Raw genomic sequence first — 13,281 nt, forward strand, 5'->3', positions numbered from 1 at the left:
AATACATTATTTTAAGATAATTTGTGCGATAATTGGGCTAACGATAACATACATAATTCCGGTAACACCGATAGCAAGACCTGCCATGGCACCTTCAACTAGGCCATATTTCAGAGCTGTTCCAGTACCGATAGCATGCCCTGTTCCACCAAGACTAAGTCCGATAGCAACAGGGTCTTCAATTTTTAAAAGTTTTAAGAATACAGGACCAAGAACACTGGTTAAAATTCCTGTAATAACAACAACAACTAGAGTTACAGTTGTAATTCCTCCCATTTTATCAGTAATACCGACTGCCATAGCAGTTGTAACTGATTTAGGGAATAATGAAATAGCTAGCAAGTATTTAATACCAAAACTTTTAGCAACGATTGCTGTAAAAGTAGTATTTACGACACAAGCAATGAGGATTCCAGATAAAATACTTCTAATATGGTGTTTCATTAAATGAAATGAACGATAGAGCGGAATACCAAGTGCAACTGTCGATGGAACGATAAGTGTATTTAGATAACTTCCTCCGACATAATAGTCTGAGTATGAAATTTTTGTGATTTTTAAAAATGCAATAATGAAAAATGTTGCAAGAAGTAAAGGGGTAGTAATAGGGTGAGGAAATCTCCGGTAAATCAACATTCCCATTAGATAGGCTAAAATTGAAAGCATAATACCAAAGATTGGATTGGTTAGAATATTAGTCATGGTGTCCTCCTTTATCGACATAATCTCCTTCAAAACGTGTTTTGATGAATTGTACAACAAAACCAATTGTAGCGACGTTTAAAAAGATTGCTACTAGGATGATAATAGTGATAGGAAGCAGATAATCTTTGATATCATTAAATCTGTCCATAATACCAACGGCCGCTGGTAAAAATAGAATTGTCATATTATTGAGCAGAAAATTTCCAACTACATCAATATGCCTCAGACGAATGATTTTGAATTCGAGGGCAAGAAAAAGTAGCACTAATCCAATAATGCTACCAGGAACAGGCAAATTGAGTAAATTAGAAATCGCCTCCCCTATAAATGAAAAGATGAGAATAATCATAAATTGAACGTATAATTTCATTAGTAAACTCCTTCATTATAAGTCTACTACTATAGACATATTTTTCAAGGTTATGAAACGTTTACATGTAATTTTTTTGAAAAATTACAAATGTCATCTTTCTTTAACATAAAAAAACTGAGTTTAACTCAGTTTTAGTGATTTAATATCAATTTTAAGACGTTTCCTCCAAAAATCCAGATATAGCTATAAGAGATAATTGAAATTGGTTTTGTAAGTAGGATAATTAGAATGAAACGCTTCAGAGAAATTCTTGAAAGGCCAGTAATCATTACGACAATATCTGCAGGTGAAACTGGTGATAACATACAAAGGATAAAGAAATTCTCGTAATTTTGTGTATCAAGTTTAGCTTCATACTTGTAAAATGTCTTTTCGTCAATAAACAGTAGGATAAATCTTCGTCCGTATTGTCTGACAAGTAGGAAAAGTATAATACTACCAATAACGATTCCAAGGTAGTTGTAAATGAATGCTAAAACAGGGTTAAAAATTAAAAATCCAGCTACAGTTGTAACTCCACCAGGAATTACTGGGAACACAACTTGGAAAATTTGTACCAAAATAAAAACCAAGGGGCCGCAGAATCGGTGTTGGTTGACAAAATCTTTGAGTGCATTGCTATCATTTAAAATACCTAAGTGGTAGAACCAGATAACTAAGACAAAGGTCCCTAATAAAGCTAGAATACCTAAGAATTGAATCAGTCGCTGGCAAAAAGCATAGCTGTCAAACTTCTTCATTTTCATATTTTTATGATAACATAAGACTTTGTTTTTTTGAAATACAAACTGTAAAATGAACATTTTTGAACAAAAATACTAGCTTATAGTGGCATAACATTCTATTTCAAAATTATTTTTTGCCATTTTCCGTATTATTTGCTATAATAATTTTCGTAGCTTTTGATTACTTTATAATTTCTGGGGTTGTTACGGATTCGACAGGCATTATGAGGTACATTCTGCGACTCATCGGCAGATGTAAAAATGCCAGTTAAATATAACTGCAAAAAATACAAATTCTTACGCTGTAGCTGCCTAAAAACCAGCTCGCGTGATCTCTACAGGATTGCTTGTGTTTTGCTAGAGGTTTCATTGATTAACAAGCTACGTTTGACTATTGCCTAGCTAGTCAAAAAGAGATTTATAGGCTCGCTTAATCTAGGTTTGAGTTATGTATCGAGCTTAAGTTAAAATAAAGACATAACCTATGGTTGTAGACGAATGTATTGGCAGGTGTTTGGACGTGGGTTCGACTCCCACCGGCTCCATAAAAGCTTTTCATAGTTTAGCAAAGTTACGCAAAACGTTGATATATCAACGTTTTTTATTTTTACGTTTTGCCTAGTTTTGCCTAGTTTATCTTTTAGAGAGACCCAAAAAGAAACACAATTTTGTGTTCCATAGAAATCGATATAATTTGAAAATTTCTCTCCAATGTCATCAACGATTGGTAGTTATTTTGAGTATCAAAATTCTTTAAAAATCCCTCACCAATTTGGTAGGGATTTTTTATTATTGTATTATTGAATATTAATTTTGTTTTTTAGTAAGTAGTGGGTAGCAAGGTAGAAGATAATGCCCTCAATGAGATTTTCAATAATTGACAATGGAAGTAAGTCCCAACTTAAATTGTTATCAATCAATTGCCCACTGGTTAGTTCAGAAACAATAATTAAAACAATGCTTAGAACACAATATGCAATAAATGCCATCAAGCCTCGTTTGTTAGCAAAAAGTTGTCCGATTGAAATAGCTAGATAAATCATCAATATTCCAGATAGTACTGATGTAATTTCAAGAAGAAGTAGCAAGAACCAATCTTTAAGTGTTAGCATCTTTCCAATTTGTGGGAGTATTGCTAAGAAATGTCCAAGTCCAGAAATTGGCAGGATTAGTATTGTAATACCAATCAGCACAATCAAGAGATTAAAAGCAGTCCAAATCGCTGATGCAACAAGTTTAGATAAAATGATTTGGTGTGTTGATACAGGTAGTGTCAGAGTTAGATAACCTTCTCGACCAAAGAGGTTTTTATAGAAGCGTCTGACGATGATAACTACAGTAGCAATACAAGCACTTGCAACTAGTACTCCAAAAATCAAAGCTAGAATGATTGGGATTAACTGTGCAAAGTTATTGGAACTAATATTTGAATGTTCTTCAGCGAAGTTTGTTAGAGATTTTATGCTGAAACCAAGGAAGAATGACATGGCAATGATTGAAGCATTGAGTGCGAAATACCATTTACCAACGGATTTTAATTCATATTTTAAAAGTTTTGAAAACATAATTCCCCCTAAGCTTTGTAAGTCTCACGGAAAAGTGAATCAATAGATTTTCCGTGTTCTTCACGAATATCATCGGTATTACCTTGTAAAATGATTTTACCGTCTTTTAGGAAAATAATCTCATCAAGAATTGGTTCAATTTCTGAGATGAGGTGTGTTGAAATAATGACAGAAGCGTCTTCACAATAGTTGTTGATAATCGTGCGTAAAATATAATCACGAGCAGCAGGATCCACCCCGCCAATTGGCTCATCAAGAATGTATAGTTTTGCTTGACGGCTCATGACCAAAATTAATTGGACTTTTTCCTTGTTCCCTTTTGATAAATTTTTAAGAATGTCCTCAGGGTCTAGATTTAAATCTTTTAAAAGGTGCTCTGCTTTTTCACGAGAAAAATCTTCGTAGAAATCCTCGAAAAAGGTTAAAGCATCATTGATCTTCATATCGTCTCTGAGGTATGAAGTATCAGGGAGATATGAAATAATTTTCTTTGTGTCAACAGAAGGGCGATAGCCGTCAACGACGATTTCTCCACTTGTTGGGTGAAGAAGACCGTTGATTAGTTTAATAAGTGTTGTCTTTCCGCTTCCGTTTGGTCCAAGCAACCCAATGATTTTTCCAGCTGGTAAACTGAGGGTCACATCATCAACAGCTACACGTTTTTTATATTTTTTAGTAACGTGATGTAGTTGGAGTAATTGACTCATCCTATTTTTTCTCCTTAATATACGATTCTAATACAGTCACAATGTCGTCGATATTATATCCTATTTTTTGCATGTTATTAACAAATGATTGAAGTTCTGCTTCAGCAACTTCACGACGTTTTTGCTTAATCAAATCTTTATCATCAGTGACAAAACGCCCAGAAGTTCGTTGGGAGTAAACCATTCCTTCGCGTTCTAGTTCTGAAAAGGCGCGTTGCATAGTGTTGGGATTGACGCCAGCTTCTTCAGCTAATTCGCGAACTGTTGGGAGTTGATCACCGCTTTTTATTTCTTGGCTGATAATCTGCATTTTAATGTGTTGTGCAATTTGGACATAAATAGGTGATTTTTCATCAAATTTCCAGGACATACGATAACCCCTTTCTATATTAAAATTAAAGAAGTCTTGTACTACATTCATGGTACAAAAATAAGTTTGAAATGTCAAGGAATCAGAAGCTTCCGTCTATGATTTGGATTAAAACATAAATATGCTTTCATTTTTAGTGTATAATAAGATAGAAGAAGTGAATCGAAGAAAGGAGGGCACTTTATGTTTGCCCAATTAGACACCAAGACAGTCTATTCTTTTATGGACAGTTTAATTGACTTAGAAGGCTATGTTAAAGAAGCAAAAGTATTAGGCTACCAAACTATTGGGATTATGGACAAAGATAATCTCTATGCCGCCTTCCATTTTATTGAAATAGCTAATCGACAAGGTATTCGTCCTGTTTTAGGTTTAGAATTGACACTTGACATTCAAGAAAATCTGTCGGTGACTTTCTACTTAGTTGCGCGCGATACACAAGGTTATAAAAATCTGATGAAGGTGTCTAGTCGCCAAATGACGAATGGTATTCAGTTAGAAGATTTAAATGATTACCTACAAGGGATAGCAGTCATCATTCCTTACTTTGAGGATTTAGAAAGTATTAGCATACCTTTTGATTACTATATTGGTGTCGACATTCATTCGGAGCAAAAAGAATATATCAAACCGATTCTTCCATTACACACAGTTCGGTATTTTAATACTAACGAAGTAGAAACGCTGCACATGCTGCACGCTATTCGAGACAACGTTAGTTTAAAAGACGCTCCGTTAGTACCACAAAACCAACATTTGGTAGCTTGTGATATTTTAACACAGGCTTTTGAACAGAAATTTCCAAATGCTTTAGAAAATCTTGAACAGCTGGTTTCTACCATTCAGTACGATTTTAATAGTGAGTTGAAATTGCCAAGGTTTAACCGTCAAAAGCCTGCTCAAGAAGAGTTAGTTGAGTTGACTCAATCAGGACTTAAGGAAAAAGGACTTTGGCTACCAGAGTATCAAGAACGATTATCAAAAGAGTTATCTGTCATTCACAAAATGGGATTTGACGACTATTTCTTGATTGTTTGGGATTTATTGCGTTTTGGTCGTAGTCGTGGCTATTATATGGGAATGGGACGTGGTTCTGCAGCAGGAAGTTTAGTTTCTTACGCTCTTGATATTACAGGGATTGATCCAGTTAAAAACAACCTGCTTTTTGAACGTTTTCTAAACGAAGAACGTTATAGTATGCCGGATATTGATATTGACCTACCAGACGTTTATCGTAGTGAATTTCTTCATTATGTACGCAATCGTTATGGAAGCCTTCATTCAGCGCAAATTGTGACATTCTCAACGTTCGGTGCTAAACAGGCTATCCGCGATGTTTTTAAACGCTTTGGAGCTCCTGAGCATGAATTGACTAATATCACTAAGAAAATTAGCTTTAGAGATAATTTGACGACGGTTTATGAAAAAAATCTTTCTTTCCGTCAGATTATTAATTCAAAAATTGAATACCAAAAAGCGTTTGCGATTGCTAAGCGAATTGAAGGCAACCCACGTCAAACTTCTATCCACGCAGCCGGTGTCGTTATGAGTGATGACAATCTGACAGAACATATTCCACTAAAAGCTGGTGAGGATATGATGATAACTCAGTATGATGCTTCTGCAGTTGAGGCTAACGGTCTTCTTAAGATGGACTTCTTAGGCCTACGAAATCTGACTTTTGTTCAACGAATGCAAGAAAAAGTAGCAAAAGATTATGGTGTTAATATCGATATTAAATCAATTAATTTAGAAGATGAGAAGACACTTGCTCTTTTTGCAGCTGGAAGAACAAAGGGGATTTTTCAGTTTGAACAGGCTGGGGCAATTAATCTATTGAAACGTATTAAGCCACGTAAATTTGAGGATATTGTAGCTACTACGAGTTTAAATCGTCCTGGGGCTAGTGATTATACCGAGAACTTTATTAAACGTCGTTTTGGAAAAGAAACTGTTGACTTGATTGATCCTTTAGTGGCTCATATCTTGGAACCTACGTATGGTATTATGCTTTATCAGGAGCAAGTTATGCAGATTGCTCAAGTATATGCTGGCTTTACTCTTGGGAAGGCGGATTTGTTGCGCCGTGCTATGTCGAAGAAAAAAGTAGAAGACATGCAAAAAATGGAAAGTGAATTTTTAAAAGGAGCACAAGCTCTTGGTCGTCCACTTGATGTTGCTAAGGATTTGTTTTCTCGTATGGCAAAATTCGCTGGTTACGGCTTCAACAGAAGTCACGCATTTGCCTATTCAGCTTTAGCTTTTCAACTAGCATACTTTAAAGCTCATTACCCTGCTGTCTTTTACGATGTCATGCTCAATTATTCAAGTGCGGACTACATTACTGATGCACTTGAATCAGAATTCAAGGTCAATAAAATTGATATAAACACTGTTCCCTATAATGATAAGATTTCAGATGGGCGTATTTATCTTGGATTGAAAAATCTAAAGGGCGTACCACGAGATATGTGTTATTGGATTATTGAGAATCGTCCGTTTTCAAGCATTGAAGACTTTTTGACTAAGTTACCTGAAAACTATCAGAAAAAAGAATTTGTCACTCCGCTGATTGAAATTGGTGCATTTGATAAATTTGAAAAAAATCGTCGTAAGATTATTGAAAATCTAGAACCTTTATTTATGTTTGTAAATGAACTAGGAAGTTTATTTGCTGAAACTTCTTACAGTTGGATTGAAGTTGAAGATTTTCCAAGTGCAGAGAAGTACCGTCAGGAACAAGGACTGCTTGGTGTTGGTATTAGCCCACATCCGCTTTTGGAAATCGCTAAAAAAACATCAGTTCCATTTACAGCTCTGGCTGACTTACATGAAAATACTGAAGCAACAATTCTTGTCGAATTGAACCAAATTCGTGTAATTCGAACAAAAACAAAGGGAGAACAAATGGCGTTTTTGAACGTAACTGACACGAATAAAAAATTTGATGTGACATTGTTTCCAGAAACCTTTGCTCAATATAAGGATATGCTTCAAGAAGGTAGATTTTATTACTTAACCGGGAAAATTCAAAAACGTAATGACAGATTGCAGATGGTACTGAATCGTGTTCAAGAGGCAAGCAGCGAGCGTTTGTGGTTGCTAGTTGAAAATCATCTGCATGATACAGAGATATCACAAATACTATCTCAGTTTCCTGGTAAGATTCCTGTTATTTTGCACTATCAAGATAGTAAGCAGACGTTACAGAGTCAAAAGCATTTAGTTAGTAAGGATGTAGAGTTAACACAAGCTCTAAAACCATATACGCTGAAAACGATTTATCAATAAAATTTTAGTAAAAATAAAATAAAGTAAAGCATTTTACAAAGTAATGTGCTATAATAAGAACGTTAGATTAATAAAAGGAGTATTAGCAAAATGAAACGTATTGCTGTTTTGACTAGTGGCGGCGACGCTCCTGGTATGAATGCTGCTGTTCGTGCAGTTGTTCGTAAAGCAATTAAAGAAGGAATGGAAGTCTTCGGAATCAACCGCGGTTATGCTGGTATGGTCGATGGCGACATTTTCCCATTGGACGCTCAAAGTGTTTCAAACATTTTGTCTCGTGGTGGTACTTTCCTTCAATCAGCTCGTTACCCTGAGTTTGCAACTCTTGAAGGACAACTTGCTGGTATCGAACAACTTAAAAAACACGGCATCGAAGGTGTCGTTGTTATCGGTGGTGACGGTTCTTATCACGGCGCTATGCGCTTGACAGAACACGGATTCCCAGCAGTTGGTATCCCAGGTACAATCGATAACGATATCGCTGGTACAGATTACACACTAGGGTTTGACACAGCTGTAAACACAGCTATGGAAGCTCTTGACAAAATCCGTGATACATCTTACAGTCACAAACGTACTTTCGTTGTTGAAGTAATGGGACGTAACGCTGGTGATATCGCTCTTTGGGCAGGTATTGCTTCTGGTGCAGACCAAATCATTATTCCTGAAGAAGAATATGACATCAACGAAGTAGTTGCAAAAGTTAAAGATGGTTACGAAAACAAAGGTAAAGAACGTCACCTTATCGTTCTTGCTGAAGGTGTAATGCATGCAGAAAAATTTGCAGAGTTGATGAAAGAAGCTGGTGATACTAGCGACCTTCGTGCAACAAACCTTGGTCACATCCTTCGTGGTGGTGCACCATCACCTCGTGATCGTGTTCTTGCTTCTTGGATGGGTGCTCATGCTGTTGAATTACTTCAACAAGGTCGTGGTGGACTTGCTGTTGGTATCCACAACGAAGAATTAGTAGAAAGCCCAATTCTTGGTACAAAAGAAGAAGGTGCTCTATTCTCATTGGCAGAAGATGGTAGCATTATCGTCAACATGCCACACAAAGCACGTCTTGACTTCGCTCAATTGAATCGAGATATTGCTCATTTATAGTATAGTATTTATAGATTAAAAATTATTGTTATTAATAGTCGTTCATTCGGCTTAAAAATAAAGGGAGTTTCATATTATCATGAATAAACGCGTAAAAATCGTTGCAACACTTGGTCCTGCGGTAGAACTCCGCGGTGGTAAAAAATTCGGTGAAGACGGATATTGGGGTGAAAGCCTTGATGTTGAAGCATCAGCACAAAAAATCGCTCAATTGATTAAAGAAGGTGCAAACGTCTTCCGTTTCAACTTCTCACACGGTGACCACGCAGAACAAGGTGCTCGTATGGCTACAGTTCGTCGTGCAGAAGAAATCGCTGGTCAAAAAGTTGGTTTCCTTCTTGATACAAAAGGTCCTGAAATCCGTACAGAACTTTTTGAAGGTGAAGCTAAAGAATATTCATACAAAACTGGTGAACAAATCCGCGTTGCTACTAAACAAGGTATCAAATCAACTCGTGACGTTATCGCTTTGAACGTTGCTGGTGGTCTTGACATCTTTGACGACGTTGAAGTTGGTAAACAAGTCCTTGTTGACGATGGTAAACTTGGTCTTCGCGTTGTAGCTAAAGATGATGCAACTCGTGAATTTGTTGTTGAAGTTGAAAACGATGGTATTATCGCTAAACAAAAAGGTGTAAACATTCCTTACACTAAAATCCCATTCCCAGCTCTTGCTGAACGTGATAACGCTGATATCCGTTTTGGTCTTGAACAAGGTCTTAACTTCATCGCTATCTCATTCGTACGTACTGCAAAAGACGTTGAAGAAGTTCGTGCAATCTGTGAAGAAACTGGTAACGGACACGTTCGTTTGTTCGCTAAAATTGAAAACCAACAAGGTATCGAAAATATTGACGAAATCATCGAAGCTGCTGATGGTATCATGATCGCTCGTGGTGACATGGGTATTGAAGTTCCATTTGAAATGGTTCCAGTTTACCAAAAAATGATCATCACTAAAGTTAACGCAGCTGGTAAAGCAGTTATTACAGCAACAAACATGCTTGAATCAATGACTGAAAAACCACGTGCAACTCGTTCAGAAGTATCTGACGTGTTCAACGCTGTTATCGATGGTACTGACGCAACAATGCTTTCTGGTGAATCTGCAAATGGTAAATACCCAGTTGAAGCTGTTCGTGCAATGGCTACAATCGATAAAAACGCTCAAACTCTTCTTAACGAATACGGACGTCTTGATTCATCATCATTCGCTCGTACTTCTAAAACAGAAGTAGTAGCTTCAGCAGTTAAAGATGCTACAAGCTCAATGGATATCAAACTTGTAGTTGCTCTTACTGAATCTGGTAACACTGCTCGTCTTATCTCTAAATACCGTCCAGATGCTGACATCTTGGCTGTAACATTTGACGAAAAAACTCAAAAATCATTGATGATTAACTGGGGTGTTATTCCAGTTGTAACTGAAAAACCTGCATCAACTGATGACATGTTTGAAGTTGCTGAAAAAGCTGCTCTTGAATCTGGATTGGTTCAATCAGGTGATAACATCGTTATCGTCGCTGGTGTTCCTGTTGGTTCAGGTGGTACAAACACAATGCGTATCCGCACTGTAAAATAATTGAATAATAAAAAAGCCTATCATATCAAGCTTTACAGCCTGTGTGATAGGGCTTTTTTTATGCCAAAATGGTTGTAAGGGGCACAAAAAGGGCGAAAGAGCTCTACATAATTTCGATTTAACTCTGTGTTAAAATTCACATGCATACTTTTTTTATATTTCAAAACATGATATAATAGAAAAAGAATAGGAGAAATTATGGTTAAACGCGATTTTATACGAAATATTATTATAGTTTTAATTGCCATTTTGGTACTGTTTTTGTTGAGAATTTTTGTATTTTCAACATTTAAGGTGCATAAAGATGCTGCTAATTCTTATTTGTCGAATGGTGATGTAGTAGTAGTTAATCGCAATCGTGAGCCCCGTTATAAAGATTTTATCGTTTATAAGAAAGATGATATCTTTTATATCAGTCGTGTTGTTGCTACAGCTGGACAAAGCGTGACCGTAATGGATGATATTCTTTATGTTAATAATGAAGTTAAAGAAGAGCCTTACATTGGTAAAATTAAATCTGAGTATTCTTCAACATCAGATACACAGCAACCGTTTACTTCTGATTTTTCTGTAAGTACTATTACCAATGGGAAATACGATAAAATTCCAAAAGGTTATTATTTGGTATTGAATGACGATCGTCAAAATACAAATGATAGTCGTGATTTTGGTTTGATTAAAGAAAGTCAGATTCGTGGTGTTGTAACATTTAAGATTTTGCCACTTAATAAATTTGGATTTATTACAACAGAGTAGTTTAACTGCTCTGTTTTTTTGTTATTTGTACCAATCCATAATTGGTATAGCTAAAATCATACCAATTATTTTATTGACAATGTCATATCAAAGTTATATACTGTTGCTGTAAGGTTTTGGAGAGTCTTTATTAGACTATACCAATTCAATTTTTAAGAAAGAGATAGCAAGATTTTTCTTGCTAAAGGTAATAAATATGTGTGGTATTGTTGGTGTTGTTGGAAATAAAAATGCAACAGACATCTTAATGCAAGGTCTTGAAAAACTTGAATATCGTGGTTATGATTCAGCAGGAATCTACGTAACTAACGGTTCTAATCAAGGTCGTTTGATTAAATCAGTCGGACGTATTGCTGATTTACGTGCTAAAATCGGGATCGACATGGCAGGTTATACTGGAATTGGTCATACTCGTTGGGCAACTCATGGTCAACCAACTGAATCAAATGCTCACCCACATACATCTGAAACTGGACGTTTTGTCTTGGTTCACAATGGTGTTATTGAAAATTATCTACAAATTAAAGAAACATACCTTTCAAATCACCATCTAAAAGGTGAAACTGATACTGAAATTGCGGTTCACTTGGTTGGTGAATTTGTTGAACAAGGCCTTTCAGTTCTTGAAGCTTTCAAAAAAGCTTTGAACATTATTGAAGGTTCATATGCTTTTGCACTTGTTGATGCTGAAGATTCTGATACTATTTATGTTGCTAAGAATAAATCACCACTTTTGATTGGTTTAGGTGATGGCTACAACATGGTATGTTCTGATGCTATGGCAATGATTCGCGAAACGAGTGAATTTATGGAAATCCATGATAAAGAGTTGGTCGTTTTAACAAAAGATTCTGTATCAGTTATGGATTATGATGGAAATGCAGTAGAACGTGATTCTTACACAGCTGAACTTGATTTGTCAGATATCGGTAAAGGAACTTATCCTTACTACATGTTAAAGGAAATCGACGAACAACCAACTGTTATGCGTAAATTGATTACTGCTTACACAGATGATAACAATAATATTACTGTTGATCCTGAAATCATCAAAGCAGTTCAAGAAGCTGACCGTATCTATATTTTAGCTGCTGGTACTTCTTATCATGCTGGTTTTGCATCAAAATCATTCCTTGAAACATTGACAGATACTCCAGTTGAGCTTGGTATTGCTTCAGAGTGGGGTTATAACATGCCATTGTTGAGTAAAAAACCACTGTTCGTGATGATTTCTCAATCAGGTGAAACTGCTGATAGCCGTCAAGTTTTGGTTAAAGCTAATCAAATGGGAATTCCAAGTTTGACAATTACAAACGTTCCTGGATCTACCTTGTCACGTGAAGCAACTTACACAATGCTTTTGCATGCTGGTCCTGAAATTGCCGTTGCATCAACCAAAGCTTATACAGCTCAAATTGCTACACTAGCTATTTTGGCTAAAGCAGTTGGTGATGCTAATGGGAATAAAGCTGCTGCCGAATTTGACTTGGTACACGAACTTTCAATCGTTGCGCAATCTATTGAAGCTACGCTTTCTGAAAAAGATACAATTGCTAAAAAAGCAGAAGCACTTCTTAAAGAAACACGCAATGCGTTCTACATTGGACGTGGTTCTGATTACTATGTTGCTATGGAAGCAAGCTTGAAACTAAAAGAAATTTCTTATATTCAATGTGAAGGTTTTGCTGCTGGCGAATTGAAACATGGTACAATTTCATTGATTGAAGATGGTGTGCCTGTAATTGCTCTTATTTCAAGCAATCCTATCCTTGCATCTCATACTCGTGGTAATATTCAAGAAGTTGCAGCACGCGGAGCAAGTGTTCTAACAATCGTTGACGAAAGTCAAGCACGTGAAGGTGACGATATCATTGTAACAACTGTTCACCCATTCTTGTCAGCTATCGCAATGGTCGTTCCTGCACAATTGATTGCTTACTATGCAACACTTCAACGCGGCTTAGATGTTGATAAACCACGTAATCTTGCAAAATCTGTAACTGTTGAATAAAGTTCTTGCCAAATTTTACTTTCTAGGTTAGAATGGATAATGTAACTTTTTGCTAAAGGACAGCTAAGAAAGTTATAGCTATTTTTGAT

The 13,281-nt window shown here is 36.2% G+C and carries 11 protein-coding genes and 1 other RNA gene; 6 read left to right on the forward strand and 6 right to left on the reverse strand.

The annotated features are described in order from the left end of the window. Nucleotides 1-6: 6 nt before the first annotated feature. The 3 genes from ACN0NP_RS08910 to ACN0NP_RS08920 all read right to left on the reverse strand — a co-directional run bounded on the left by ACN0NP_RS08910 (nt 7) and on the right by ACN0NP_RS08920 (nt 1,824). Nucleotides 7-702 (reverse strand): LrgB family protein, encoded by a 696-nt coding sequence (locus ACN0NP_RS08910; RefSeq protein ID WP_021142176.1) that lies wholly within the window; start codon nt 700-702, stop codon nt 7-9. Further along, nucleotides 695-1,075 carry a CidA/LrgA family protein gene (locus ACN0NP_RS08915; protein ID WP_024344179.1) on the reverse strand — a complete coding sequence of 127 codons (381 nt, stop codon included), beginning with the start codon at nt 1,073-1,075 and terminating at the stop codon, nt 695-697. The genes ACN0NP_RS08910 and ACN0NP_RS08915 overlap by 8 nt, the downstream gene beginning before the upstream one ends. A gap of 134 nt (nt 1,076-1,209) precedes the next feature. Further along, nucleotides 1,210-1,824, reverse strand: coding sequence for a TVP38/TMEM64 family protein (locus ACN0NP_RS08920; protein ID WP_024344178.1), 615 nt, complete (start codon nt 1,822-1,824; stop codon nt 1,210-1,212). Between the two features lie 176 nt (nt 1,825-2,000). Between ACN0NP_RS08920 and ssrA the strand changes: the two genes are divergently transcribed. Continuing rightward, nucleotides 2,001-2,351: a transfer-messenger RNA gene (ssrA, locus tag ACN0NP_RS08925) on the forward strand. Nucleotides 2,352-2,600: 249 nt separating this feature from the next. On the opposite strand, the gene ACN0NP_RS08930 is transcribed toward ssrA, so the two are convergent. From ACN0NP_RS08930 to ACN0NP_RS08940, 3 genes are read right to left on the reverse strand one after another with little or no spacing between them, the layout of a single operon-like run. Next, nucleotides 2,601-3,368, reverse strand: a complete 768-nt coding sequence (locus ACN0NP_RS08930; protein ID WP_074639162.1) for an ABC transporter permease — start codon at nt 3,366-3,368, stop codon at nt 2,601-2,603. A gap of 8 nt (nt 3,369-3,376) precedes the next feature. Next, nucleotides 3,377-4,075, reverse strand: coding sequence for an ABC transporter ATP-binding protein (locus ACN0NP_RS08935; protein ID WP_024344177.1), 699 nt, complete (start codon nt 4,073-4,075; stop codon nt 3,377-3,379). A 1-nt stretch (nt 4,076) separates the two neighbouring features. Continuing rightward, nucleotides 4,077-4,445 carry a GntR family transcriptional regulator gene (locus ACN0NP_RS08940; RefSeq protein WP_074669040.1) on the reverse strand — a complete coding sequence of 123 codons (369 nt, stop codon included), beginning with the start codon at nt 4,443-4,445 and terminating at the stop codon, nt 4,077-4,079. 183 nt (nt 4,446-4,628) lie between these two features. Between ACN0NP_RS08940 and ACN0NP_RS08945 the strand changes: the two genes are divergently transcribed. From ACN0NP_RS08945 to glmS, 5 genes are all read left to right on the forward strand, one after another. Further along, the gene (locus tag ACN0NP_RS08945) at nt 4,629-7,736 is read left to right on the forward strand and encodes a DNA polymerase III subunit alpha (RefSeq protein WP_423217204.1); all 3,108 of its coding nucleotides are present in this window, start codon (nt 4,629-4,631) and stop codon (nt 7,734-7,736) included. Nucleotides 7,737-7,826: 90 nt separating this feature from the next. Further along, nucleotides 7,827-8,843: a 6-phosphofructokinase gene (pfkA, locus tag ACN0NP_RS08950; RefSeq protein WP_074480055.1), complete on the forward strand. Its 1,017-nt coding sequence runs from the start codon at nt 7,827-7,829 to the stop codon at nt 8,841-8,843. 79 nt (nt 8,844-8,922) lie between these two features. Then, on the forward strand, nt 8,923-10,425 hold the full coding sequence (gene pyk / locus ACN0NP_RS08955) for a pyruvate kinase (protein WP_021142185.1): 1,503 nt from the start codon (nt 8,923-8,925) through the stop codon (nt 10,423-10,425). Nucleotides 10,426-10,623: 198 nt separating this feature from the next. Then, nucleotides 10,624-11,181 (forward strand): signal peptidase I, encoded by a 558-nt coding sequence (lepB, locus tag ACN0NP_RS08960; RefSeq protein ID WP_021142186.1) that lies wholly within the window; start codon nt 10,624-10,626, stop codon nt 11,179-11,181. 196 nt (nt 11,182-11,377) lie between these two features. Next, nucleotides 11,378-13,192 (forward strand): glutamine--fructose-6-phosphate transaminase (isomerizing), encoded by a 1,815-nt coding sequence (glmS, locus tag ACN0NP_RS08965; RefSeq protein ID WP_423217205.1) that lies wholly within the window; start codon nt 11,378-11,380, stop codon nt 13,190-13,192. Nucleotides 13,193-13,281: the final 89 nt, after the last annotated feature.

The sequence above is a fragment of the Streptococcus equinus genome (assembly GCF_049393805.1).
GTDB lineage: Bacteria > Bacillota > Bacilli > Lactobacillales > Streptococcaceae > Streptococcus > Streptococcus equinus.

What these genes read in the sequence shown, in the direction of transcription:
- pfkA (WP_074480055.1), top strand. Translation starts at nt 7,827, where the DNA reads ATGAAACGTATTGCTGTTTTGACTAGTGGCGGCGACGCTCCTGGTATG.
- ACN0NP_RS08940 (WP_074669040.1), bottom strand. Translation starts at nt 4,445, where the DNA reads ATGTCCTGGAAATTTGATGAAAAATCACCTATTTATGTCCAAATTGCA.
- pyk (WP_021142185.1), top strand. Translation starts at nt 8,923, where the DNA reads ATGAATAAACGCGTAAAAATCGTTGCAACACTTGGTCCTGCGGTAGAA.
- ACN0NP_RS08920 (WP_024344178.1), bottom strand. Translation starts at nt 1,824, where the DNA reads ATGAAAATGAAGAAGTTTGACAGCTATGCTTTTTGCCAGCGACTGATT.
- glmS (WP_423217205.1), top strand. Translation starts at nt 11,378, where the DNA reads ATGTGTGGTATTGTTGGTGTTGTTGGAAATAAAAATGCAACAGACATC.
- ACN0NP_RS08945 (WP_423217204.1), top strand. Translation starts at nt 4,629, where the DNA reads ATGTTTGCCCAATTAGACACCAAGACAGTCTATTCTTTTATGGACAGT.
- ACN0NP_RS08935 (WP_024344177.1), bottom strand. Translation starts at nt 4,075, where the DNA reads ATGAGTCAATTACTCCAACTACATCACGTTACTAAAAAATATAAAAAA.
- ACN0NP_RS08910 (WP_021142176.1), bottom strand. Translation starts at nt 702, where the DNA reads ATGACTAATATTCTAACCAATCCAATCTTTGGTATTATGCTTTCAATT.
- lepB (WP_021142186.1), top strand. Translation starts at nt 10,624, where the DNA reads ATGGTTAAACGCGATTTTATACGAAATATTATTATAGTTTTAATTGCC.
- ACN0NP_RS08915 (WP_024344179.1), bottom strand. Translation starts at nt 1,075, where the DNA reads ATGAAATTATACGTTCAATTTATGATTATTCTCATCTTTTCATTTATA.
- ACN0NP_RS08930 (WP_074639162.1), bottom strand. Translation starts at nt 3,368, where the DNA reads ATGTTTTCAAAACTTTTAAAATATGAATTAAAATCCGTTGGTAAATGG.